The following is a 24171-nucleotide window of genomic DNA, read 5'->3' as shown; positions in this document are numbered from 1 at the left end:
ATACGGAACGGGGCTCAAAGAGGCTCACGCAGGCACTCAGCGCTTCGGGCTGTCAACCCGTGGCTACTTGGGAGTCAGGTCGGGATTCGCATCCGCGTGCAGCGACGCGGAGGGATCACGTGGGACCTGCGGTTGTGAGGTCAATCACTCTTGGATACGGCCGCTCGCCGAGGGTGCGGCCGGTGGTCCGAGGGCGCGTCCGTCACCCGTAGGTGTCGCCCGGTCCCGTGCTGCCGGGGGCGCGCAGCGGGCCGTAGCGGCGCGGGGGACCGCCGGGGCCCTGCACCTTGATCAGCTTCACCGCGCCCTGGCCCAGGTCCTCGTTCAGCCGCGCGACCAGCTGCGGGGCGAGCAGGCGCAGGTTCGTCGCCCACGCCGTGGAGTCGCAGCGGACGATCAGGACCCGCTCGTCCTCGTCGTACTTCTCCGGTTCGCAGTGTTTGGCCAGGTCCTCGCCGACGATCTGCGGCCAGCGGCCCATCACCCCGCCCACCGCGGCCGGCGCCTCCCAGCCGCGTTCGGTGATCAGACGGTTGATCGCTGCGCCCAGCGCCATGGGGTCGCGTCCATCGGCGCGAGCGCCGGAGCGCAGACCGCCGCGACGCGCCTGCTTCTTCTGCTGTACCGCGTCCCCACGCGCGCGTGCCTGCTCTTTCGCCGCGCGCAACGCCACGCGCGCGAGGTCGACGCCGGAGGGTTCGGGCTGCTTGCCGGGGGCCGGCCCGTTTTCGGTGCTCATGCGCGCTCCACCGTCCCGTCCGACACGGTGTACCGCGTCCCCGCCAAAACGTGCGGTACGTCGTCGTCGACCGCGGCCGTCACCAGGACCTGCTCGCCCGGCGCGACCAACTCGGCCAGGCGTTCACGGCGACGGGTGTCCAACTCGGCGAACACGTCGTCCAGGACGAGCACGGGCTCGTTGCCCTCCGCCCTGAGCAGGTCGTACGACGCCAGCCGCAACGCCAGCGCGTACGACCACGACTCGCCGTGCGAGGCGTACCCCTTCGCGGGCAACTGGCCGAGCTTGAGCAGCAGTTCGTCCCGGTGCGGCCCCACGAGGGTCACCCCGCGCTCGATCTCCTGCTTGCGCGCCTCGGCCAGCGCGGCCATGAGCTGTTCGTAGAGGTTTTCGCGCGTGTGCGCCTCACCCGGCGCGGAGGGCTTGTACTCCAGGGCGACCGGGCCGCCGCCGGGGGCCAGCTGCTCGTACGCCTTGTCGGCGAGCGGCTGGATCGCCGCGATCAGGTCGAGGCGCTGCGCGAGCAGCTCGGCACCCACGCGCGCGAGATGCTGGTCCCAGACGTCGAGGGTGGACAGGTCCATGGAACGGCCGCCGTGCCGACGGGCGAGCGCGGCCGACTTCAGCAGCGTGTTGCGCTGCCTGAGAACGCGTTCGTAATCGGAACGGACGCCGCCCATACGCGGCGAGCGGGCCGTGATCAGCTCGTCGAGGAACCGGCGCCGCTCACCGGGATCACCCTTGACCAACGCAAGGTCCTCGGGCGCGAACAGCACAGTCCGTACGATCCCGAGCACGTCACGAGGTCTGACCTGCGAGGACCTGTTGATACGGGCCCGATTGGCCCGGCCCGGGTTCAGCTCCAGTTCGACCAGCTGCTGCCGCTCGCCCTGCTTGACCTGCGCCCGGATCACCGCGCGGTCGGCGCCCATGCGGACCAGGGGGGCGTCCGAGGAAACCCGGTGGCTGCCGAGGGTGGCGAGGTAGCCGATGGCCTCGACCAGGTTCGTCTTGCCCTGCCCGTTCGGGCCGACGAGAGCGGTGACGCCCGGGTCGAGCGGAAGTTCGACCCGGGCGTACGAGCGGAAGTCGGCCAGCGACAGATGCGTGACGTGCATGGTCGTGCGCGACCTCCCCCAACTCGTGGACTGCGACTTCCGGACCGCAGCTCGTGGACTGCAGCTGTGGACTGCTGTGCAGCCCTGTGGATTACTTCTTCTCGACCGCGTGGCCGCCGAACTGGTTCCGCAGCGCGGCGACCATCTTCATCTGCGGCGAGTCCTCCTGGCGCGACGCGAACCGCGCGAAGAGGGAGGCCGTGATCGCGGGCAGCGGCACGGCGTTGTCGATGGCGGCTTCCACAGTCCAGCGTCCCTCGCCGGAGTCCTGTGCAAAACCCTTCAGCCTGTCCAGGTGCTCGTCCTCGTCGAGGGCGTTCACCGCGAGGTCGAGGAGCCAGGAGCGAATGACCGTGCCCTCCTGCCAGGAGCGGAAGACCTCCCGTACGTCGGTCACGGAGTCGACCTTCTCCAGGAGCTCCCAGCCCTCGGCATAGGCCTGCATCATCGCGTACTCGATGCCGTTGTGGACCATCTTCGCGAAGTGGCCTGCACCGACCTTGCCGGCGTGCACCGCGCCCAGGTCGCCCTCCGGCTTGAGGGCGTCGAAGACCGGCCGCACCTTGGCGACGTTCTCCGCGTCGCCGCCGTACATCAGCGCGTAGCCGTTCTCCAGGCCCCAGACGCCGCCGGAGACACCGCAGTCGACGAAACCGATGCCCTTGGCGGCCAGCTCCTCAGCGTGCTTCTCGTCGTCCGTCCAGCGGGAGTTCCCGCCGTCCACGACGACGTCACCGGGCTCCAGCAGCTCCGCGAGCTCGTCGACGGTCGACTGGGTCGCGGCACCGGCCGGAACCATCACCCAGACCACCCGCGGGCCCTTGAGCTTGCCCACAAGCTCGGAGAGGCTGTGGACATCGGCGACGTCCGGGTTGCGGTCGTATCCGATGACGGTGTGGCCTGCGCGGCGGATCCGCTCGCGCATGTTGCCGCCCATCTTGCCGAGGCCGACGAGACCGAGCTCCATCAGTTGTTCCTTAGGTTTTTGCGACGTGACGTGACGGCACATACGTACCGCGGCACTTTCGTACCTGTGTCCGAGCCTAAACCCGGACGCTCGCGCACATCTGTGGGCATACGCGCTCAGACGCATACCCCGACCTGCGGTTCTCTGACGGGCCCGGTCAGCCGCTGAGGCGCACCGGCATGATCAGGTACTTGTAGGCCTCGTCCGCCTCGGCGTCCAGGGCCGGCTTGCCGCTGAGCAGCGCCGGCTTCGTGGACGTGGTGAAGGACAGCTGGGCCACGGGGGAGTCGATGGCGCTCAGGCCGTCCAGGAGGAAGGTCGGGTTGAAGGCGATCGACACGTCGTCGCCCTCCAGCTGGGCGTCGACCCGCTCCACAGCCTGTGCGTCGTCGCTGGAACCGGCCTCCAGGATCAGCACGCCCTGCTCGAAGCTGAGCCGCACCGGAGTGTTGCGCTCCGCGACGAGGGCCACACGCTTGACGGCCTCCACGAAGGGGGCGGTCTCGATCACGGCGACGCTGTTGAACTCGGTCGGGAACAGCGAGCGGTACTTCGGGAGGTCGCCCTCCAGCAGACGCGTGGTCGTGCGACGGCCTGCGCCCTCGAAACCGATCAGCCCCTCGCCGGAGCCCCCGCCGGACAGCGCCAGGATGACGCTGTCGCCGCTCGTGAGGGCCTTGGCGGTGTCCAGGAGCGTCTTGGCGGGCACCAGGGCGACCGCGGACGCCTCCGGGTTCTCCGGCTTCCACAGGAACTCACGGACCGCGAAGCGGTAGCGGTCGGTGGACGCCAGCGTGACCGTGTCGCCCTCGATCTCGATGCGGACACCGGTGAGGACGGGCAGCGTGTCGTCACGGCCGGCGGCGATGGCGACCTGGGCGGCGGCCGCGGCGAAGACCTCGCCGGGGACGGTGCCCGTGGCATTCGGCATCTGCGGCAGGGCCGGGTACTCCTCCACAGGCAGTGTGTGGAGTGTGAACCGGGAGGAGCCGCAGACCACCGTGGCCCGTACACCGTCTGTGGAAATCTCCACCGGGCGGTTGGGGAGAGCGCGGCAGATGTCGGCGAGGAGACGGCCGGAGACCAGCACCGTGCCCTCCTCCTCGACCTCCGTCTCCACGGACACCCGTGCCGAGACCTCGTAGTCGAAGCTGGACAGGCTCAGCTGGCCGTTCTCGGCCTTCAGGAGAAGGCCGGCGAGGACAGGCGCCGGCGGCCGGGCCGGGAGGCTGCGTGCCGCCCAGGCCACTGCCTCCGCGAGTACGTCGCGTTCCACCCGGATCTTCACTGTTGCCGCCTCCTGCTGTTGCCGGCGCTTCTCGGCCTGCCTGGCTTCGTCGTCTGTCTCGGTGTCGTCGGTCCCTGTGACGGGAAGGACACCGGGGAACAGTCTGACGCACGGCACTGACAGTAGGTGCCTCTCGGGGTCAAGTCGTGACGAGGGGCAGTCGGGAGCCGGACAGCGAGTTGTGCACAGGACCCACTTCGAAACGGATTCCCAGCTCTCTCTAGTTGGGAGTAGTAGTAGGGCCTGTGGATACCGTGGATAACCCCGTTTTCCCAGCTCAGGGCAGGAATTTTGTCCACTGGCCCTGTGGGTGACGGCGGTGGACAACCGGGCTGTTCTGTGGAGAACGGAAAGTTCTGCACACTCCATGCACAGCCTCGGGCTACTTCTCCCCAGCACCGTCCCCAGCTTTACCCACGTTTCCCACAGGCCAACCCGGCACCTTCGTGTGACGCCTTTCACTCGACACGGTGAGGAGGCGCGTCACGTTGCCGAACAGTGGACAGCGGTGTGGAGAAGCTGGGGATCGCTGGGGACAACCGGCCTCAGCCTGTGGGCGGCCGGTGGACAACTCGATGCACAGGCTGTGGATCATTTCGCCGTCCACAGTCTGTGGAGATCGTTCGTCCACCAATCCACAGGCACCTGACCTGGCCTGATGGTCTTTCACCGGAGTCCCCTGTGGACACGATCTGGACAACTTCCCAGTCCCCAGGATGTGGACGGAAGAAAGTCGCCGGATCTGTGGAGAGAGACCGTAACTCGGCAGGTATTCGAACAGCGGATCTCGCTCCGGACGCGCTCGGACTCCGGTCGGACCCAGCTCGGACTCCGATAAGCCCCGGCTCGGAGTCCGTCAGACCCGGCTCAGGACTCTGAAACGACCGAGGGCGCCCTCGGGAACACGTCCCGGGGCGCCCTCAGAGGCGTACGAGCGGCTCTGTCAGCCGTTCTTGATGCGGTTCGTCAGCTCGGTGACCTGGTTGTAGATGGAGCGGCGTTCGGCCATGAGATTACGGATCTTGCGGTCCGCGTGCATGACCGTCGTGTGGTCGCGGCCGCCGAACAGCGCGCCGATCTTCGGCAGGGAGAGATCCGTCAGCTCGCGGCACAGGTACATGGCGATCTGGCGGGCGGTCACCAGCGCGCGCCCGCGCGAGGTGCCGCACAGGTCCTCGACCGTGAGGCCGAAGTAGTCGGCGGTCGCGCCCATGATGGCCGTGGAGGTGATCTCGGGGGCGGAGTCCTCGCCGCCGGGGATGAGGTCCTTGAGGACGATCTCCGTGAGGCCCAGGTCCACGGGCTGCCGGTTGAGCGACGCGAACGCCGTCACCCGGATCAGCGCGCCCTCCAGTTCGCGGATGTTGCGCGAGATCCGGGAGGCGATGAACTCCAGCACCTCCGGCGGGGCGTTGAGCTGCTCCTGGACCGCCTTCTTACGAAGGATGGCGATACGGGTCTCCAGCTCGGGCGGCTGGACGTCGGTGATCAGGCCCCACTCGAAACGGTTCCTCAGCCGGTCCTCCAGGGTCACCAGCTGCTTGGGCGGCCGGTCGCTGGACAGGACGATCTGCTTGTTGGCGTTGTGGAGCGTGTTGAAGGTGTGGAAGAACTCCTCCTGCGTCGACTCCTTGTCCGCCAGGAACTGGATGTCGTCGACGAGCAGGATGTCCATCTCGCGGTAGCGCTTGCGGAAGCTGTCGCCCTTGCCGTCGCGGATGGAGTTGATGAACTCGTTGGTGAACTCCTCCGAGCTCACATAGCGGACGCGCGTGCCCGGGTAGAGGCTGCGGGCATAGTGCCCGATCGCGTGCAGCAGATGCGTTTTGCCGAGTCCCGACTCCCCGTAGATGAAGAGGGGGTTGTACGCCTTCGCGGGCGCCTCGGCGACGGCCACCGCTGCCGCGTGCGCGAAGCGGTTGGAGGCGCCGATGACGAACGTGTCGAAGAGGTACTTCGGGTTCAGTCGTGCGGTCGGCTCGCCCGGACCGGTCGCGGGCGCGGGCTGTGCGGCCAGCGGGCCGGGGGCACCGGTGGTGGGCAGACGCGAACCGACGGGACCGCCGCGGTGCACATGCCCGGAACCGGACGGCTCCGGCCGTTCTCGGCGGGCGTCGCGCTGGTCCTCGTCGGCGCGGTGGCGACCGTAGTCCGGTCGCTGGTCGTAGTCGGGGCGGTGGGTGTCGTACGGCGGGCGCTCCATGGACTGCGGGCGGTAGTCCTGGGAGTACGAGTCCGTGGAGGGGGCCCCGTAGGAGTCCTGGGAAGGAGCGCCGTACGAGTCCTGTGACGGCGGGCCGTAGTTGTCCTGGGACGGCGAGGCGTACGGGTCGCGCTCGGGGAAGCCGAGTCGCTGCTGCTGCCAGCTGTACTCGTCCTGCTGTGGGCGCGGCCAGGCGCCGGGCTCGGGGCGCTGGTACTCCGACGGATAGGCGGGGCGAGCGGTCGGGAGCTGGTCCGGCCGGGAATTGTGGTCGCCCTGGGGGCCGTGCTGCTCGGAGCGGCCCGGCCTTTGGTCGTCGGCGCGGTGGCGGCCGTAGCTCTCGTACTGGCCGGAGGGGAGTTCGGACTCCTCGTAGCGAGGCTGGGGCCGGGGCGGAGGGCTCGGCGGGGGTTCGCCGGCGGAGTCGTCGACGGTGATCGCGATGCGGATCGGACGCCCGCACTCGCGGCTCAGCGTTTCGCTGACGACAGGAGCGAGGCGGCCTTCGAGCACGCCCTTCGCAAATTCGTTCGGTACGGCGAGCAGGGCGGTGTCCGCCACGAGCGCGAGCGGCTGGCAGCGTCGGATCCAGTGTTCGTCCTTGCTTTCGACCCCCTGCCCGCGCCCTTCACCGAGGAGCTGCTCCAGTACTCGTGGCCACACTGCGGCAAGATCGGCAGGTACGTCAGCCACAGGGCACGCTCTCTCACGGGTCCCACGAACGTGTGGTTCGGGACGGGTCGGGATTCAAATGGGGTGGGGCAGTTACAAGGGAACGAATCGGAGTCCAGCCACGGTAGTCAGGGCGACGGCTGCGGTTCAAGTTGTTGTCCCCAGCCTGTGGATAGTGTCTCCTGGTGACCGCTGGTTTGACCGGATGGCGCAGCCGCGCGTACCGTAACGAGGTCGAGTTGTCGATGGCTGCTGCCGCCTGCCTCCGATGGGCACAGATCATTTGGGTGATCGGTCAGCGGTGCACTCGGGCGTGACGCGAGCTACTCGTGGGCGCACGGTGACAGCCAGGACGGCACCCCGAAAACCCCGATTTATTTCTGGAGCCCCCGAGTGAGCAAGCGCACCTTCCAGCCGAACAACCGTCGCCGCGCCAAGACCCACGGCTTCCGCCTGCGGATGCGTACCCGTGCCGGCCGCGCGATTCTCGCGAACCGTCGTGGCAAGGGTCGCGCCAGCCTGTCCGCCTGATCCCGGTCAGGTCATGACATCGTGCTGCCCACCGAGAACCGGCTGAGGCGGCGCGAGGACTTCGCGACCGCAGTACGACGGGGCCGTCGGGCAGGACGCCCGACTCTCGTCGTCCATCTTCGTAGCGGTGCAACGAACCCGCACGCGCCTGGGGAGAGCGCTCCCCCGACGCGTGCGGGTTTCGTCGTGAGCAAAGCCGTGGGCGGTGCGGTGGTGCGTAACAAGGTGAAGCGCAGGCTTCGCCACCTGATGCGCGATCGAGTCGCCCTCCTGCCCCCCGGTAGCCTGGTAGTCGTACGAGCGTTGCCCGGTGCGGGCGACGTCGATCATGCACAACTGGCCCAAGACCTGGATGCCGCCCTGGAGCGGCTGCTGGGAGGGGGCGCGCGATGAAGTACCCGCTGCTGGCGCTGATCAAGCTGTACCAGTGGACCATCAGCCCGCTGCTCGGGCCGGTGTGCAAGTACTACCCGTCGTGCTCCCACTACGGGTACCAGGCCATCGACCGGCATGGTGCGATCAAGGGCACAGGACTCACGGCCTGGCGCATCCTGCGGTGCAATCCGTGGTCGCTGGGCGGTGTGGACCATGTCCCGCCGCGCAAGCGTCCGCGGTGGCACGAAATGCTGCGTGGCGCCTGGCGTCCACGCAAGGGCGGGCCCTCCTCCGCCGAACCGGCCACCGAGGGGCAGGCTCTTACGAGCCCGGCCGCAGAGACCCCGTCCCATGCCCAAGGAGCATGATTAGTGGACACGATTGCCAGCTTCTTCAGCTTCATCACGACACCTGTCTCCTGGGTCATCGTCCAGTTCCACAAGGTGTACGGCGCCCTCTTCGGCGATGACACCGGGTGGGCCTGGGGCCTGTCCATCGTGTCCCTGGTGATCCTGATCCGTATCTGCCTGATCCCGCTCTTCGTGAAGCAGATCAAGGCGACCCGGGCGATGCAGACGCTGCAGCCCGAGATGAAGAAGATCCAGGAGCGCTACAAGAACGACAAGCAGCGCCAGTCCGAAGAGATGATGAAGCTGTACAAGGAGACGGGCACCAACCCGCTCTCCTCGTGCCTTCCCATCCTGGCGCAGTCCCCGTTCTTCTTCGCTCTGTACCACGTGCTGAACAGCATCGCGACGGGCAAGACGATCGGCTTCATCGATGAGCCGCTGCTCGCCAGTGCCCGTAAGGCGCACATCGTCGGCGCCCCGCTGGCCGCGAAGTTCACCGACAGCGCGGACAAGGTGCAGGCGCTCGGTGCCACGCTGACCGACGTCCGTGTCGTCACCGCGATCATGATCGTCCTGATGTCGGCGTCGCAGTTCTACACGCAGCGCCAGCTCATGACGAAGAACGTCGACACCACGGTGAAGACACCGTTCATGCAGCAGCAGAAGATGCTGATGTACGTCTTCCCCGTCATGTTCGCCGTCTTCGGCATCAACTTCCCGGTCGGTGTCCTCGTCTACTGGCTGACCACCAACGTGTGGACCATGGGCCAGCAGATGTACGTCATCCGCAACAACCCGACTCCGGGTTCGAAGGCACAGGCCGCGTACCTGGAGCGCCTGTACAAGCACGTCACGCACCACGGCAAGACGCGTGGCCGCGGTGAGAAGGCCATCGTCAAGGCCATCGTGGCCAAGGGCCGCGACCGCAACGAGTTCGAGCGCAAGTTCATCAACGGCCTGAACAAGGCGGGCTTCTCGGCCCAGGCCGACGGCACGGTGGTGAAGGGCGAGACCCAGGTCGCCGAACAGACCGAGGACGGTACCTCGACGAGCGCCGCCGCTCCCAAGCGGCAGCAGCCGAAGCGGCAGAGCAAGTCGCAGCGCCAGTCCGGCACTGCCAAGGCGGCCGGCGAGGGCCCGTCGCTGATCAAGTCCGACGAGCCCGAGGACGCCAAGCCCGCCGCGGCCAAGAAGCCCGGCGGTACCCGCAGCAAGGCCCAGTCCGGACAGCGCAAGGGCCCGCAGCGGCCCAAGTCCCCGTCCAAGAAGTAAGAAGGAGTCCATCCCGTGACGGAAGGCACCACCTCCGCCGCTGCCGAGGGTGCAGACACCCTGACCCGCCTCGAGCAGGAGGGCGAGATCGCGGCGGACTACCTCGAGGGTCTGCTCGACATCGCCGACCTCGACGGTGACATCGACATGGACGTCGAGGCCGACCGCGCCGCTGTATCGATCATCAGTGACGCGGGCGGCCGCGACCTGCAGAAGCTGGTCGGCCGCGACGGCGAGGTGCTGGAAGCCCTGCAGGAGCTCACCCGCCTGGCCGTGCACCGGGAGACCGGGGACCGCAGCCGACTGATGCTGGACATCGCGGGCTACCGCGCCAGGAAGCGTGAGGAACTCTCCGAGCTGGGTGCCAAGGCCGCGGCCGAGGTCAGGAGCTCGGGCGAGCCCGTGAAGCTGAAGCCGATGACGCCGTTCGAGCGCAAGGTCGTGCACGACGCGATCAAGACCGCCGGCCTGCGCAGCGAGTCCGAGGGCGAGGAGCCGCAGCGCTTCGTCGTCGTGCTTCCCGCCTGATCGGTCCGTACGTTCCTCCGGCCCCGTCTGTTGCGCAGACGGGGCCGGACTTTGTCAGCCTGATAGTTCTGGTGGTTCTGGCGTCGGCGCCCGGTGCGCCCACGCGGTACGGAAGGACGGTCCCCCGTGACGGAGGCAGCGGAGCTTCCCCCCGCGCCCGAGCGTGCCCGCGAGGTGTTCGGTGATCGCTTCGCCGACGCGGTGCGATACGCGGAGCTGCTCGCCGAGGCGGGCGTGCAGCGCGGTCTGATCGGTCCGCGCGAGGTGCCTCGCCTGTGGGAGCGGCACCTGCTGAACTGCGCGGTGCTCTCGGAGGTCGTCCCCGAGGGGGTGACGGTGTGCGATGTCGGCTCGGGCGCCGGCCTGCCCGGCATCCCCCTGGCGCTGGTCAGGGAAGACCTCAAGATCACGCTGCTGGAGCCCCTGCTACGGCGTACGAACTTCCTGGCGGAGGTCGTGGAGCTGCTGGGCCTGGACCATGTGACCGTCGTCCGTGGACGGGCCGAGGAGGTCATGGGAAAGCTCACACCCGTGCATGTGGTGACGGCACGGGCCGTGGCTCCGCTGGACCGGCTGGCGACCTGGGGCATTCCCCTGCTGCGTCCCTACGGGGAGATGCTCGCCCTCAAGGGTGACACCGCTGAGGAGGAGCTCAAGAGTGCGTCGACGGCACTGAGCAAGCTCGGTGCTGTGGAGACGTCCATCCTGCACGTCGGTGAGGGCGTCGTGGATCCGTTGTCCACGGTCGTACGGGTCGAGGTCGGCGAGAGCCCGGGCGGTGTGCGCTTCGCTGCGAAGCGGGCGAAGGCGGCCCGGACAGGGCGAGCGCGTCGACGTCGTTGATCCAGGGCGGCGCCACGCTCCTCCGTTTATTGATCCGTTGTGATGACCAGCGGCACGTATTAAGGCTGTCAAAAGTACGCACTTCGGAGTGTCGTGCGCATCCTGCGAAGGGTGCTCGGCATCGTGTTTCACGTGAAACGTCGCTCACTGCTGCATGGGATCATCAGTCGTGGCCGTTCTGTGACTCCGCGTGACCGCAGGCCCTTCGCGGGGGGTACAGAGTTGTCCACAGGTGTGGATTCATCCACAGAAGACCGGCCCTCGCTGGTTCACGACCCCGAAGACATGGGAGGCTCTGTGCATTGCGAGCCTGAAGTCGAGGAGAGTGAATCCTTGCGGTCCGACGCCAACATTGCGGGACCGATGACCGATCCGGTCCCCGGTCCCCGTACCGAGTCGATGGGGGAGGATGTTTCACGTGAAACACCGCCCCCGATGGACGACACCCCGATCGGTCGTGCTGCCCAACTGGCGGTAGAGGCTCTGGGGCGCGCAGGCGAGGGCCTGCCGCGTCCCGAGGAGACCCGCGTCATGGTGGTCGCCAACCAGAAGGGCGGAGTGGGCAAGACGACGACGACCGTCAATCTTGCCGCTTCGCTGGCGCTGCATGGCAACCGAGTCCTGGTGGTCGACCTCGACCCGCAGGGCAACGCGTCCACAGCGTTGGGGATCGACCACCACGCCGACGTCCCTTCCATCTACGACGTGCTGGTCGACAGCAGGCCTCTCTCCGAGGTTGTCCAGCCGGTCCCCGACGTCGAGGGTCTCTTCTGCGCCCCCGCCACGATCGATCTCGCCGGTGCGGAGATCGAGCTGGTGTCCCTGGTGGCGCGGGAGAGCCGACTGCAGCGGGCGATCCAGGCCTACGAGCAGCCGCTGGACTACATCCTCATCGACTGCCCGCCCTCGCTCGGCCTGCTGACGGTCAATGCGCTGGTCGCCGGCCAGGAGGTCCTCATCCCGATTCAGTGCGAGTACTACGCACTGGAGGGGCTGGGGCAGCTGCTGCGCAACGTCGATCTGGTGCGGGGGCACCTCAACCGCGACCTGCACGTATCGACGATCCTGCTCACCATGTACGACGGCCGGACACGTCTCGCGTCCCAGGTCGCGGACGAGGTGCGCAGTCACTTCGGCGACGAGGTGCTGCGGACGAGCATTCCCCGCTCGGTCCGCATCTCCGAGGCGCCGAGCTACGGACAGACGGTGTTGACCTACGATCCAGGATCGAGTGGGGCCCTGTCCTATCTTGAGGCGGCACGAGAAATCGCGCTGAAGGGTGTCGGCGTCTCCTACGACGCGACACACGCGCACATCGGCGCACAGAGCGACCTGAACATGGTGGAGGGGATTCAGTGAGTGAGCGACGGAGGGGTTTGGGTCGTGGGCTCGGCGCACTGATCCCTGCTGCCCCGACGGAGAAGACGGTGGCTTCGGCCTCGATGGGCAGCGGCGCGGCGACGTCCCCGGCAGCCGTACCGGTGCTGTCCACCGACCGCGGGGTGGCTGCGGCGAAGGTGGCCATGCTGCCGCCTGTTTCACATGAAACCGAGGACGCGTCGTCGAGCGATGCCCTGGAGGCGCCTGCGCCGCCCATGGGAGTCCACTTCGCGGAGCTCCCCCTCGACTCCATCAAGCCGAACCCGCGGCAGCCGCGTGAGGTCTTCGACGAGGACGCCCTGCAGGAGCTCGTCACCTCCATCAAGGAAGTCGGCCTCCTTCAGCCCGTCGTCGTACGGCAGCTCGGCCCTGCGCGGTACGAGCTCATCATGGGCGAGCGACGTTGGCGGGCCTGCCGCGAGGCGGGTCTTGAGGCGATCCCGGCGATCGTCCGGGCCACGGACGACGAGAAACTCCTCCTGGACGCCCTTCTAGAGAACCTTCACCGTGCCCAGCTGAACCCACTGGAAGAGGCAGCCGCCTACGACCAGCTGCTGAAGGACTTCAACTGCACGCACGACCAGCTGGCCGACCGTATCGGTCGTTCCCGTCCGCAGGTCTCCAATACTCTGCGTCTGCTGAAGCTCTCGCCGGCTGTCCAGCGGCGGGTGGCCGCCGGAGTTCTCTCGGCCGGACACGCGAGGGCGCTGCTCTCCGTCGACGACTCGGAGGAGCAGGACCGACTGGCCCACCGGATCGTGGCCGAGGGCCTCTCGGTGCGCGCCGTTGAGGAGATCGTGACCCTGATGGGGTCTCGGCCCCAGACGGCACAGCGCTCCAAGGGTCCGCGGGCCGGTACTCGGCTCTCGCCGGCCTTGACCGACCTTGCAACCCGTCTCTCGGACCGTTTCGAGACGCGGGTGAAGGTCGACCTGGGCCAGAAGAAGGGCAAGATCACCGTCGAGTTCGCGTCGATGGAGGACCTTGAGCGGATCCTCAGCAGCCTCGCTCCCGGAGAGGGACCGGTTCTGCAGAAGAGCCTTCTGGACGACGACTCCGAGGAGTCGGAGGACTGAGGCTCCCGCCGGCGGGGCGAGATCCCGCTCGGCCGTGGCGGGCTGTGTCCGGTGTGTACTGGACACAGCCCGCTCTTTGCTTTCAGGCGGTATCGGTGGAATCTCATCGTGGATACGATGCGTTCGGGTATGGCGCATCCACCCGGCAGCACCTCTGAGGGGAGAGGCAGGGGCCATGCGAACGGTGAGCCGCAGCGGATTGGTGAGCGCGGGCCTGGGGTTGGGCGCGGTCGGCGGGTTCGTCGGCAGCCTGCTCAGGGAACGAAGCGCTCTTACGGCCGCCCGCGACGCGGCGGGCGAAGGAAGCGAGGAACAGCCTTCATGGGGCGTCGGCTCGTACCGCTCACGCTGGACAACCTTCAGGACCTTCCCCAGCGCTGTCGCGCGTGTGTCTTCTGGGAGTTGGACCCCGTCAGCGGCGAAGCCGCGGTAAAGGCCGGAACACCCGCCCTGGAGAAGGAAGCGTGGATCTCCGCCGTCCTACTGGACTGGGGATCCTGCGGCAGGGTCGTGTACGTCGACGACGTACCGGTGGGCTTCGTGCTCTACGCTCCCCCGGCCTATGTGCCCCGCTCGACGGCATTCCCCACGAGCCCCGTCTCGCCCGACTCCGTGCAGCTGATGACGGCCTTCATCCTGCCGGGATATCAGGGGCAAGGGCTGGGCCGGGTGATGGTTCAGACGGTTGCCAAGGATCTGCTGCGGCGGGGCTTCAAGGCGATCGAGGCTTTCGGGGACGCGCGCTGGAAGGAGCCTGCCTGCCTGCTGCCCGCCGACCATCTCCTCGCAGTGGGCTTCAAAACGGTCCGGCCTCACCCCACGTACCCGCGGTTGAGGCTGGAGCTGCGCACCACGCTCTCCTGGAAGGAAGACGTGGAGATGGCCCTGGACCGGCTTCTCGGGGCTGTACAGAAGGAGCCGGTGCTCAGGCCGCTCTAGACAAACGAAGGGGCCGACCCCTGGAGGTCGGCCCCTTCGTGTTTCACGTGAAACGTCACTCGGCGATGAAGTCCTCGAGGTCGCGGACGATCGCGGCCTTCGGCTTGGCGCCGACGATGGTCTTGGCGACCTCGCCACCCTGGTACACGTTCAGGGTCGGGATGGACATGACGCCATACTTGGCGGCCGTACCCGGGTTCTCGTCGATGTTCAGCTTGACGACCTCGATCTTGTCGCCGTACTCGGCGGCGATCGCCTCGAGGGACGGCGCGATCTGGCGGCAGGGGCCGCACCAAGCGGCCCAGAAGTCCACCAGGACGGGCTTGTCGCTCTTGAGGACGTCCTGCTCGAAGGAATCGTCGGTCACATGCTTGAGGGTGCCGGCCACGGCGGGCTCCTTAACTGGTTGGTGCGGTGGGGCGGATGGGGGTCAGACGGAGGTCTTCTCGGGCTCCGCCTTCTCCTCGTCCGCGAGGGCGGCGAGGAAGCGCTCGGCGTCGAGGGCGGCGGAGCAGCCGGTGCCGGCCGCGGTGATCGCCTGGCGGTAGGTGTGGTCGACCACGTCACCGGCGCCGAAGACACCGGTGAGGTTCGTCCGCGTGGAGGGCGCGTCCACCTTCAGGTAGCCCTCCTCGTCCAGCTCCAGCTGGCCCTTGAACAGCTCGGTGCGCGGGTCGTGGCCGATGGCGATGAACAGCCCGGTGACTGGGAGATCCGAGAGCTCGCCGGTCTTGAGGTTGCGCAGCTTCAGGCCCGAGAGCTTCTGGTCACCCTGGACCTCGGCGACCTCGCTGTCCCACACGAACTTGATCTTCGGGTCGGCGAAGGCACGCTCCTGCATCGCCTTGGAGGCGCGCAGGGTGTCGCGGCGGTGGACGATCGTCACGGACCTGGCGAAGCGGGAGAGGAAGGTGGCCTCCTCCATCGCGGTGTCGCCGCCGCCGATCACGGCGATGTCCTGGTCCTTGAAGAAGAACCCGTCGCAGGTGGCACACCAGGAGACACCACGGCCGGAGAGGGCGTCCTCGTTCGGCAGGCCGAGCTTGCGGTGCTGCGAGCCCGTGGTGACGATGACGGCCTTCGCCTGGTGGACGGTGCCGGCAGTGTCGGTGACGGTCTTGATCTCACCGGACAGGTCGACGGAGACGACATCGTCCGGAATGAGCTCGGCACCGAAACGCTCGGCCTGGGCGCGCATGCTGTCCATGAGCTCGGGGCCCATGATGCCGTCCTGGAAGCCGGGGAAGTTCTCCACCTCAGTGGTGTTCATCAGCGCACCACCCGCGGTGACGGCGCCCTCGAACACCAGCGGCTTCAGCGACGCGCGCGCGGTGTAGAGCGCCGCCGTGTAGCCGGCGGGCCCGGAGCCGATGATGATCACGTTTCGGACGTCGCTCACGGCTTGATTCCTCGTCTCTGGACTACGTCGTATGTCCGGGGGAGTTCCTCTCGGAACTCTCACCCCACCCAACGGATCCTAAGGGTCGCGCATTCCCACTGTGTCCGGGCACACGAGGATGGGACACCGTACGGGACACCACGCAGGACAGAGACGGAGCTTGCGCGCTCAGGAGTCGGTGTAGGACTGCTTCAGCAAGACCTTGGCCGTGGCTGACGACGACGGCTGACTCACGCAGGTCGCATCCATGAGGTAGGCGGTGACCCGGGTGCCGTCCGGCGTGTCGGGCAGCACGACGAGGAGTGTGTCCGTCCCCTTGTAGATCCCCTCCTCGGTCGCGAGCGCGCTGTCGCTGCGGCCGAGGCCCTTCTGGATGCAATCAGGAACCACGGGGGCCTTGAACACCCTGGGCGAGTTGTTGCCGGTGACGGATTCAGCGCCCAGGCTGTGCGGAGCGGGGGACCCACTGCCGGCGCTCTGGCTCTTGGCAAGGAGATCGGAGACCTGCTTCTCCAACTTGGCCTCGGAGAAGGTGTCCGCGGAGGTGGACTTGGCCGCGGGGCTGGACGGCTTGCCGTCGTTCAGGGAGGACAGCAGCACCGACCCGAATCCGAGGGCGGCGGCGGTGAACACGGCGCCGAGGACGACAGCCCGGCGTCGACCGCTCCGCCTGGGGTCCTTGCGCCCCGGACCGGTGGTCGAGGATCGAGCCCGGCCCGCGGGGCGGTCCGCCGTTGTTTCACGTGAAACGTGCGTGCTGTCGTCCGAAGGGGATTCGGAGGCGGGCGACGCATCGGACCCGGGCTGAGTGCTGGCGGTGGCGGGCGCGTCCACGGCATCGGGCGCGGTGGCGTGCAGCAGGGCCTCCGCGGCGAGGGCGGCATCGATGCGGCCGGCGACATCGGCGGGCATACGCGGGGGACCCGGCAGGCTTCCCAGCAGTCCCCGGATCTCCTCCAGCGAGGCGTGGACGTCCGCGCAGAGTTCGCATTCGTCCAGATGCTGACGTACGTCCTCGGTTCGGGACGGCGGGAGCAGGCCTTCGGTGAGGTCGGAGATCTCCGCGACGTCCGGGTGCCCGGCTGTATCCGTCGTGGATGTCACGCTCGCCCACCTCCGCCCTTCACTGCAGCTGGATCGCTTGGTCCTGTGTCCGGCGGCCCCGCTTGACGCGGTCCCGCTGCGGGTGGGACGGATGTCCCCTGCGTCCGGTTCCGCCCCGCGCCCGCTTCTCTGTCGGCACTGGTGTTTTCCGGCCGCAGATGCTTGAGCAGGGGCAGGAGTCTGGCTCGGCCGCGGGCACAGCGGCTCTTCACCGTCCCTGTCGGCACATCGAGCATGCGGGCGGCCTCGGCGACCGGGTAACCCTGCATGTCCACCAGGACGAGCGCGGCCCGCTGGTCGGGGGGCAGGGTGCCGAGTGCTTCCAGGAGCTGACGATGGAGGTCGTTGCGCTCCGCGGGCGCCGAGGCCGACTCGTGCGGCTCCAGCAGTTGCTCCAGGCGCTCGGTGTCGTCGACCGGGGACGTCTTGCGGGATGCCGCCTTACGGGCTCGATCCAGGCAGGCGTTGACCGTGATCCGGTGCAGCCACGTCGTGACCGCGGACTGGCCCCGGAAGGTGTGGGCAGCCCGGTAGGCGGACACGAGGGCGTCCTGTACGGCGTCAGCGGCCTCCTCGCGGTCCCCCAGGGTCCGCAGGGCAACCGCCCAGAGCCGGTCCCGGTGTCGGCGTACGAGCTCACCGAAGGCGTCGGGATCGCCCTCCACGTGGCGGGTCAGGAGGTCCCGATCGCTCGTGTCGCCGTACGCGGTGTCATCTGCCATCGGGCCCCCTCCCCTTCGTCTTTAGCTGGTCACCTTGACGTCCGCCACCCGGCCCCGCCACTCACCGTCGATCTGCGGCAGCTTGGTAAGCCAGACCAGAAGGTAGCGGGACTTGAGGGACTTGTCGGGGGTAAGGGTCACGGTCGTGCCGGAGCCCTCCGTGACCTTGGTGTAGGCATCGAAGGAGGTGGGTTCCGAACTCGCGTCACTCGAGGCGGCGCGGAGCTCGACGGAGGTGTTACCCACGAAGGAAACGGTCACCTTCCCGACCTCTTGGACCTTGCCGAGATCGAGGATGACGCCGACGCCGGGCTTCAGTCGGCCGAAGTCGGAACTGAGGTAGTAGTCCGTCTGCCAGTACGTGCTGGGCGAGTTGTCGTAGACCTTGTCTATGTCGCCCGGCTTCTCCGAGCCGTCCGCGCCGAACGGGTCGAAGTCGTGAGCACTGCTGATGGAGATCGGAGCGCTGGCCGGCTTCGTCGGGGTCTTGTCGTCCCCGTCCGTCGTCTGAGTCTGGTTCGTGTCCTCGGACTTGGGGCCCCGGTCCATGAGCGCGTCCGCCAACTGCCAGCTGCCCAGGCCGAGCGCGGCGATGAGAAGGGCCGAGACGGCCCACTTCAGCGCCCTGCCGGTACGGCTCTGCAGCGGAGGCGGCGGGGTCTGCACCGGCTGGGTGACGCCCGGATGCGGCGCCTGGCGGCCGTACGAGCCCTGCTGGTACGTCGTGCGCTGGTAGTTCGGTGGGGCGGTGAACGTCGGCTCCGGCGGGCGGATGCGGGGCATCTCGCCGATGGCCTTCACCAGCTCCTCGGGCGTGGTGCACGGGGACTCATGACGGGAAGCGGTCGCGCCGTCGTTGGCGAGCGCCCGCATGGCCAGCTCGGACAGGCCTCGGTGGACGCCGGCACGCACCTGGTCGGGGGCGATGAGGCCGATGTCCTTGGGCAGGCCCGACAGTCCGTAGGCGTCGTCCTCGTACGGCCAGCGCTGGGTGAGCGCCGCGTACAGCAGGGCGCCGATCGCCTCGGTGTCGGTGCGCAACGGGGTCTCGGAACTGATGCCGCGCAGGGCGGCGTTCACGGCGAGACCGCGGATGCGCCACTGGCCGCTCGACGTGCGCAGCACGGCGTTGGGATTCAGACGCAGATGGGCGAGGCCCTCACGGTGGGCGGCGGCCATGGCCGAGGCGATCTGGCTGACCAACTGGTAGGCGTCGTACACCTCCAGCGGGCCGGCGGCGAGAAGCGCGCTCAGCTCGGTGGCATCGGGCAGCCACTCGTGAACGACGTAGACGAGGTCGTTCTCCTCGACGGCGTCGAGGACTTGGACGAAACGCGGATCACCCAGCAGCGCGGAGGAGCGGGCCGCGGCCAGCACCGAACGGGCCCGCGCGTGGTCCGCGGGCAAAAGATGGACGCCGACGGCGCGACGCAGCTTCTCGTCCACGGCACGCCAACTGCTGAATCCGTCCAGACGGGTGACGCACTCCTCGAGCCGGTAGCGTCTGGCGAGCTTGTGTCCGCTGTGCAGCTCCGGTGGTGAGGCCTTCCCGGGACTCTCGGTCCCGCCACTCCCCTGTGCCTCGACGTCTTCCGTGTCCCGCTCCCGGTTCTTGGCCACCCCGTCGGCCGTGGACTGGTCCGCCTTGGCGGTCAGCGGCTCGTCACCGCTGTTGTCTGCCACGTCGACGGCAGCCGTGCTCCGTTCTGCCACCGTCGTTCCTGCCTCCCCATCCATTGCGCGTCGTGTGACGCCGAAACCAATTGTGCCCACAGTCCGCCGCTATGCACGACACACGGTGGCGGAAGATGGTTGTGCGCGTACCCCCGCCTCAGCGCCCCAGGCGCCCGCGGACCATGCCGACCAGTGAGTTCAACTCCTCGATACGCATCTTGCGGGCGGCGACGAAGAAGACTCCGAGCAGTACCGCCCCGCCGGCGATCAGCGCGGCGAACGAGCCGAGGACGCCCTGGCCGAGCGTGTGGCCGATGCCATAGCAGGCGGCTCCGCTGAGCAGGGCCGCCGGTACCGAGGCGATGCAGAGCCGGGCGTACGTCCGCAGGACGCGTCCGCCGTCGAGGTCTCCGCCGAGCCGCTTGCGCAGCCGGCGCCAGGCGACCCCGACACCGATCGAGTACGCCAGGCCGTACGCGGCGGCCATGCCGACCACGGCCCAGCGGGCCGGCAGCACGATGTAGCAGACGGCGGAGGCGGCGGCGTTGACGGCCGCCACGATGACCGTGTTGTAGAAGGGGGTGCGGGTGTCCTCGTACGCGTAGAAGGCGCGCAGGACGACGTACTGCACCGAGTACGGGATGAGGCCGAGGCCGAAGGCCATCAGCATGTACCCCATGTTGGTGGCGGCGCTGGTGCCGGAGGAGCCGAAGATCAGGGTGCACATCGGGATGCCGAGTGCGACGAAGCCGAAGGCGAGGGGCACGATCGCGACCGCTGTCGTGCGCAGGCCCTGGGAGATGTCGTCGCGCACCGCTCCGCCGTCGTCCTCCGCGGCCGAGCGCGAGATGCGCGGCAGCAGGGCGGCCATGAGGGAGACGGTGATGATGGCCTGCGGAAGGCCCCAGATCAGCTGGGCGTTCGCGTAGGCGCTGAAGCCGGTGCCGGGGATCGCCGTGTCGGCGACCGCCGCGGTGGCAAGCTGGGTGACCACGAGCGCGCCCGCCTGGTTGGCGAGGACGAACAGGATGGTCCACTTGGCGAGCATCGCGGCCTTGCCCAGGCCGTGACCCTTCCAGTCGAAGCGCAGCCTCAGCCGGAAGCCGGTCTCGCGCAGATACGGGATCATCGCGAGGGCCTGCACCACGAGTCCGAGCAGGATGCCGATGCCGAGCAGTCGCTGGCCTTGCGGCGGGATGTTCGTGACGCTCATGCCGGAGTGCTCGGCGGTGCCGTACACCCAGAGGAACATCCCGAGCGTCACGATGATGACGATGTTGTTCAGGACCGGGGTCCACATCATCGCGCCGAACCTGCCACGGGCGTTGAGGATCTGCCCCATCACCACGTGGACGCCCATGAAGAAGATCGAGGGCAGGAAGTAGCGGGTGAAGGTGACGGCGACCTCGTTGGCCGCGGGGTCGCTCGCGACGGAGTTCGACAGCGCCCGCACAAGGAGCGGCGCCGCGAACACCGCGATCGCGGTGAGCGCGGCGAGCGCCACCATGACGAGCGTCAGCAGCCGGTTCGCGAACGCCTCACCGCCGTCGTCGTCGTCCTTCATGGCGCGCACGAGCTGCGGCACGAAGACGGAGTTCAGGCCGCCGCCGACGGTAAGGATGTAGATCATGGTCGGCAGCGTGTACGCCACCTGGAAGGAGTCACCCAGGAACGCGGTGCCCAGCGCCGAGACGATCAGCGCGGAGCGGACGAAGCCGGTGAGGCGGGAGACCATCGTGCCCGCCGCCATCACGGCACTGGACTTCAGCAGACCCGTGGCCCGGCCGCCCTTCTTCGCGGCGGGAGCCGGCGCCGCCGGAGGGGGAGCCTCGGCGACGGGAGGGGCCGGAGGTGCCTGGTACTGAGCCTGGGCGGGTGGTGTCGCCGCCGGGTACTGACCTGCGGGTGGTGCGGGGGACGGATTCGGTACCGACGGAGGGTCGTACGGCGACTGGCCGCCGCCCTGCTGCTGGTCACGGAAGAGGTGGGCGAAGGCGTCCGGCTCGTGGCGCTGCTCGCCAGCCTGGGTCACCAGGTCGTCGACGCCCACGAACTGCGTGGTCCGGGGATCGTCGCCGTACGGCAGGTACTGGGTCGGCCCCTCCGGCTCCGGCGCCGGGGTCTGTGCCCACACTCGCGGGTCCGGGGCGTACGACGACTGCGGCGGCTGGGAGTAAAGCGGCTGCTGAGGCTGATATGCGCCCGGGGGCGGCGGAGGGTGGGCCGAGCGGTCGTAGAGCGCCTCGGCGACCGGGTCCTGGGCGTAGAGCTCCTGCGCCCGGTAGGGGTCCTGGTCGTAGGCGTCCTGGAGGTACATGTCCGCGGGGGGCTGCGGCGGTACCTGGCCGTGCTCGGGCGGCGGGCCCTCGGGGTCGCCCGAGCTGCCCGCGGCCTGGCCGCGGTCACCGTCGTACGGCGCGTTCATGGTTACCCCACCTCATCGTCCCGGGCCCACCGGCCACGACATCCTCAACGGTCCACTCTCTCACCCGCGCCGGACGGGTCTGCGTTTTCCGCTGGGGTGTCCGGCGTCGGGTCACTCGGCTGCTCCGGGGCGTCTGCCCGGGCCGGGGTGCCGGACTCCTCTTCGAGACGGTCCTCGGGGCCCTCCAGGTTCTCCGTTTCACCCTCGGCCTCCTCCGCTCCGTCGGGGCCGTCCTCCTCGGCTTCACGGGCGGCCGCACGCTTGCGCTGCGTGTACATCCGGAAGCCGGCGAGGACGAGCAGGAGGAAGCCGCCGCCGATGACCAGCATCACGGTGGCCGTGAACTCGGTGACCTTCACGTCGAAGGTGACGGGTTCGCCGTACGCCTGGCCGTCCTCCGTGTACAGCTGGGCGATCACCGTGGCCTTGCCGTTGGCCTTGGCCGTCGTGGGGAACTTCACCGTCTGGCTGTGTCCGCCGGAGACCTCGACCGACTGCTCGGAGTACGACTTGCCGCGGATCTCGAGACGCTTCGGGCTCAGCGAGGTGAGCCGCAGCACCAGGTGCTCCACGCCCTGCACCAGGTTGTTCTGCGCGGTCACCGGGATCGTGGCGCTGCGTCCGGAGAGCTTGGTCTCGGACTTGTCGATCAGCTTGACCTGGTCCTTCAGTTCATCGAGGTACTCCTCCACGTCGTTGCGGAAGCTGGTGGCCTCCGCGGTCCGACCGCGCCACGACGTGGACATCTCACGGTTCATGGCCCGCCCGAAGGGGGTCACCACCCTGGACTGGTTGGCGAGGATCACCTTGAAGTTGTCGAGCTTCTCCTGCGTGCCGGCGATCTGCACGAAGGCCGACCGCGGCAGCTCCTGCTTGCGCAGCGAGGAGGGGTACCTGGATGTCGACGGCACCTTTGTGGTGGCCTCCGGGTCCGGCTTGGCGGCGGCCGCCGCCGTGAGGTCCTGGGGCTCGGACCAGTTCCCGCCTTGCAGAGCCGTCACTGCCTCGGCCATGGCCAGGGCCTGGCGCGACGACGGCATGCGCTGCGGGGCGATGACGATGCTGCGCTGCTTGTCGGTCTGCAGGTTGAGGGCGAGGCTCTGGGCCAGGAACTGCTGTACGGCGAGCGTGGAGACGGAGGCCCTTGTCAGATCGCCCTGGAAGGCCGTCGACAGCCGAGCGTCCGCGACCACGGCCGTGGTGCCGCCGCCGATGGGCCGGGCCGCGGAGGGCGTGTACGTCAGACCGCCGGTCTCCTGCAGGTTGTCGCTGCGTGCGATGACCTTGTCGGCGCCGGCGGAGGTGGCGACCTTGACGATCGAGGGGTCGACGGCCCCCTCCACGGGCCAGGCGAAGTCGGTGACCGGTTTCACGTGGAGGATCGTCTCCACCGTGTTGGCGACGACATCCGTGGCGTTCTTGAGCTGGCTGAGGGAGCCGGTGACGCTCGTGCCGTTGTGGGCGAGGGAGGCGAGGTCCGGGTCGGAGAAGGGCAGGGCGACGACTTCCTTGCCGGCCACCGCCTGCTGCAGCTCGGCGAGCCAGTGGTTGGCCAGCGTCTGATTCTGCTGGGAGCCCGGCCTGGTGGTGCCGCCCGACTTCACGCGGTAGGTGTTCGTCATCGCGTCGACCGAGGCCAGCAGGTCGGGGTCGACGACCCAGGTGACGTCGAGGTCCTTGCCCAGTGACACCAGCTGGTCCAGGCGGCCCCCGGGGGAGATCTCCTTGGCGAGGTCGTCGTTGCGGAAGACCGGCGTCTGCTGTTCGTTCGATCCCGTCTCCGCCGTCATGTGGACGGTGGAGAGGAGCGGCCACAGGTAGGTCGTCTTCGTCTTCGTGTCCGCCTCGCCGGACTGCCACGGCAGGAACGTGCTCCGCGTGCCGAGCACCTGCTCCCAGGGCTGCGCCGAGGTCTCGCCGGAGAGCGAGACGGCGAACGGATAGACCCCGCTGTCGCCGAGGTCGAGCTCGTCCACCGGTACCGAGATGGAGAAGGGCTCGGCGACGCCCGGGGTCAGCTTGGAGAACTTCTCGACGTACTTGCCGCCGACCTCCGGCCCGGTGGCGGCCTGGGTGTCGCTGCTGTTCCTGGCGGCGGTGTCGATGCCCGAGCGGGTCGTCACCTCGTTCCCCACCCTCAGGCCCACATGTGCGTCGGTGACGGCCTGCTTGCCGTTGTTGGTCACCGTGCCGGACACGGTCAGCGTGTCGCCGTCCGTGGGGGTGCTGGGGCTGAGCGTGTCGACGGCCACGGACACCGTGCCCGAGTCGGCGGCGGCCTGGGCGGAGGACTGTCCGGCGGCGTGCGCGGACGTGGCCGAGGGCAGCTGGCACAGTCCGGCAAGCAGAGGCGCCCCGGCGAGCAGTGCTCCAGTGCGCCGCAGCCAGCGGCGGGCAGGTGAGGGACTGGTCCCCTGGAAGTCTGCCGCCTCGGCCACGCGCTCGCCCGTCCCTCGTCGTCGTCAGTGGTCGTCGGAATGTGCGTCCACGCATGGTAACGATGCGCGCTGCGGGGAAGTGCCGCGGTCTGCTCCACAAGATCGGGGAACGCGGCCGCGCTGTCCCG

Annotated in this window: 21 protein-coding genes; 9 read left to right on the top strand and 12 right to left on the bottom strand. The window is 68.5% G+C overall.

Annotated features, from left to right (window positions below; translation table 11 throughout):
- Positions 1-202: 202 nt before the first annotated feature.
- The 5 genes from ACFWWR_RS11000 to dnaA form a co-directional block, all read right to left on the bottom strand.
- Entirely contained in the window at positions 203-739 is a 537-nt protein-coding gene (locus tag ACFWWR_RS11000; protein WP_384302879.1) for a DUF721 domain-containing protein, read from the bottom strand.
- Positions 736-1857, bottom strand: a complete 1122-nt coding sequence (gene recF, locus ACFWWR_RS10995) for a DNA replication/repair protein RecF (protein ID WP_383862265.1) — start codon at positions 1855-1857, stop codon at positions 736-738. The genes ACFWWR_RS11000 and recF overlap by 4 nt, the downstream gene beginning before the upstream one ends.
- 91 nt (positions 1858-1948) lie before the next feature.
- A complete protein-coding gene (gnd, locus tag ACFWWR_RS10990; RefSeq protein WP_383862268.1) occupies positions 1949-2824 on the bottom strand; it encodes a phosphogluconate dehydrogenase (NAD(+)-dependent, decarboxylating) in 876 nt (291 codons plus the stop codon).
- A 157-nt stretch (positions 2825-2981) separates the two neighbouring features.
- Positions 2982-4112, bottom strand: coding sequence for a DNA polymerase III subunit beta (dnaN, locus tag ACFWWR_RS10985; protein ID WP_383862271.1), 1131 nt, complete (start codon positions 4110-4112; stop codon positions 2982-2984).
- Positions 4113-5055: 943 nt separating this feature from the next.
- On the bottom strand, positions 5056-7008 hold the full coding sequence (gene dnaA, locus ACFWWR_RS10980; RefSeq protein ID WP_383862274.1) for a chromosomal replication initiator protein DnaA: 1953 nt from the start codon (positions 7006-7008) through the stop codon (positions 5056-5058).
- A gap of 372 nt (positions 7009-7380) precedes the next feature.
- Here dnaA and rpmH point away from each other — a divergent pair, with 372 nt between their 5' ends.
- From rpmH to ACFWWR_RS10935, 9 genes are all read left to right on the top strand, one after another.
- The gene (gene rpmH / locus ACFWWR_RS10975) at positions 7381-7518 is read left to right on the top strand and encodes a 50S ribosomal protein L34 (protein WP_006381191.1); all 138 of its coding nucleotides are present in this window, start codon (positions 7381-7383) and stop codon (positions 7516-7518) included.
- Between the two features lie 21 nt (positions 7519-7539).
- Positions 7540-7911, top strand: coding sequence for a ribonuclease P protein component (gene rnpA / locus ACFWWR_RS10970; RefSeq protein WP_383862277.1), 372 nt, complete (start codon positions 7540-7542; stop codon positions 7909-7911).
- Positions 7908-8261: a membrane protein insertion efficiency factor YidD gene (gene yidD / locus ACFWWR_RS10965; RefSeq protein ID WP_383862280.1), complete on the top strand. Its 354-nt coding sequence runs from the start codon at positions 7908-7910 to the stop codon at positions 8259-8261. Before rnpA ends, yidD begins: the two co-directional genes overlap by 4 nt.
- 3 nt (positions 8262-8264) lie before the next feature.
- Entirely contained in the window at positions 8265-9515 is a 1251-nt protein-coding gene (yidC, locus tag ACFWWR_RS10960) for a membrane protein insertase YidC (protein ID WP_383862283.1), read from the top strand.
- Positions 9516-9530: 15 nt separating this feature from the next.
- Positions 9531-10043 carry a protein jag gene (locus tag ACFWWR_RS10955; protein WP_383862286.1) on the top strand — a complete coding sequence of 171 codons (513 nt, stop codon included), beginning with the start codon at positions 9531-9533 and terminating at the stop codon, positions 10041-10043.
- Between the two features lie 126 nt (positions 10044-10169).
- Positions 10170-10886, top strand: coding sequence for a 16S rRNA (guanine(527)-N(7))-methyltransferase RsmG (gene rsmG / locus ACFWWR_RS10950; RefSeq protein ID WP_383862289.1), 717 nt, complete (start codon positions 10170-10172; stop codon positions 10884-10886).
- Positions 10887-11171: 285 nt separating this feature from the next.
- Complete coding sequence (locus tag ACFWWR_RS10945; protein WP_217234975.1) at positions 11172-12245, top strand: ParA family protein; 1074 nt, start codon at positions 11172-11174, stop codon at positions 12243-12245.
- The gene (locus ACFWWR_RS10940) at positions 12242-13342 is read left to right on the top strand and encodes a ParB/RepB/Spo0J family partition protein (protein ID WP_383862292.1); all 1101 of its coding nucleotides are present in this window, start codon (positions 12242-12244) and stop codon (positions 13340-13342) included. The genes ACFWWR_RS10945 and ACFWWR_RS10940 overlap by 4 nt, the downstream gene beginning before the upstream one ends.
- 321 nt (positions 13343-13663) lie before the next feature.
- Positions 13664-14281 carry a GNAT family N-acetyltransferase gene (locus tag ACFWWR_RS10935; RefSeq protein ID WP_383862295.1) on the top strand — a complete coding sequence of 206 codons (618 nt, stop codon included), beginning with the start codon at positions 13664-13666 and terminating at the stop codon, positions 14279-14281.
- 55 nt (positions 14282-14336) lie between these two features.
- Here the strand turns inward: ACFWWR_RS10935 and trxA are convergent, their stop codons facing one another.
- The 7 genes from trxA to ACFWWR_RS10900 form a co-directional block, all read right to left on the bottom strand.
- Complete coding sequence (gene trxA / locus ACFWWR_RS10930; protein ID WP_143641354.1) at positions 14337-14669, bottom strand: thioredoxin; 333 nt, start codon at positions 14667-14669, stop codon at positions 14337-14339.
- A 42-nt stretch (positions 14670-14711) separates the two neighbouring features.
- Complete coding sequence (trxB, locus tag ACFWWR_RS10925) at positions 14712-15680, bottom strand: thioredoxin-disulfide reductase (protein WP_383862299.1); 969 nt, start codon at positions 15678-15680, stop codon at positions 14712-14714.
- 168 nt (positions 15681-15848) lie between these two features.
- A complete protein-coding gene (locus tag ACFWWR_RS10920; RefSeq protein ID WP_383862301.1) occupies positions 15849-16784 on the bottom strand; it encodes an anti-sigma factor family protein in 936 nt (311 codons plus the stop codon).
- Positions 16781-17506, bottom strand: coding sequence for an RNA polymerase sigma factor SigM (gene sigM / locus ACFWWR_RS10915; RefSeq protein WP_383862304.1), 726 nt, complete (start codon positions 17504-17506; stop codon positions 16781-16783). The genes ACFWWR_RS10920 and sigM overlap by 4 nt, the downstream gene beginning before the upstream one ends.
- Positions 17507-17527: 21 nt before the next feature.
- Positions 17528-19219, bottom strand: coding sequence for a protein kinase family protein (locus ACFWWR_RS10910; protein ID WP_383862307.1), 1692 nt, complete (start codon positions 19217-19219; stop codon positions 17528-17530).
- A gap of 118 nt (positions 19220-19337) precedes the next feature.
- Positions 19338-21605 carry a murein biosynthesis integral membrane protein MurJ gene (murJ, locus tag ACFWWR_RS10905; protein WP_384302877.1) on the bottom strand — a complete coding sequence of 756 codons (2268 nt, stop codon included), beginning with the start codon at positions 21603-21605 and terminating at the stop codon, positions 19338-19340.
- Between the two features lie 44 nt (positions 21606-21649).
- Entirely contained in the window at positions 21650-24043 is a 2394-nt protein-coding gene (locus ACFWWR_RS10900) for a DUF6049 family protein (RefSeq protein ID WP_384302875.1), read from the bottom strand.
- Positions 24044-24171 lie beyond the last annotated feature (128 nt).

The sequence above is a fragment of the Streptomyces sp. NPDC058678 genome (genome assembly GCF_042714835.1).
Classification (GTDB): Bacteria; Actinomycetota; Actinomycetes; order Streptomycetales; family Streptomycetaceae; genus Streptomyces.
Note: the sequence above shows the minus strand (reverse complement) of the source record. Positions and strands in the feature narration are given on the sequence as shown.

Coding starts and splice junctions, on each gene's coding strand:
- ACFWWR_RS11000 (WP_384302879.1), bottom strand. CDS start 739: ATGAGCACCGAAAACGGGCCGGCCCCCGGCAAGCAGCCCGAACCCTCC.
- recF (WP_383862265.1), bottom strand. CDS start 1,857: ATGCACGTCACGCATCTGTCGCTGGCCGACTTCCGCTCGTACGCCCGG.
- gnd (WP_383862268.1), bottom strand. CDS start 2,824: ATGGAGCTCGGTCTCGTCGGCCTCGGCAAGATGGGCGGCAACATGCGC.
- yidD (WP_383862280.1), top strand. CDS start 7,908: ATGAAGTACCCGCTGCTGGCGCTGATCAAGCTGTACCAGTGGACCATC.
- ACFWWR_RS10945 (WP_217234975.1), top strand. CDS start 11,172: ATGGGAGGCTCTGTGCATTGCGAGCCTGAAGTCGAGGAGAGTGAATCC.
- ACFWWR_RS10935 (WP_383862295.1), top strand. CDS start 13,664: ATGGGGCGTCGGCTCGTACCGCTCACGCTGGACAACCTTCAGGACCTT.
- sigM (WP_383862304.1), bottom strand. CDS start 17,506: ATGGCAGATGACACCGCGTACGGCGACACGAGCGATCGGGACCTCCTG.
- murJ (WP_384302877.1), bottom strand. CDS start 21,605: ATGAACGCGCCGTACGACGGTGACCGCGGCCAGGCCGCGGGCAGCTCG.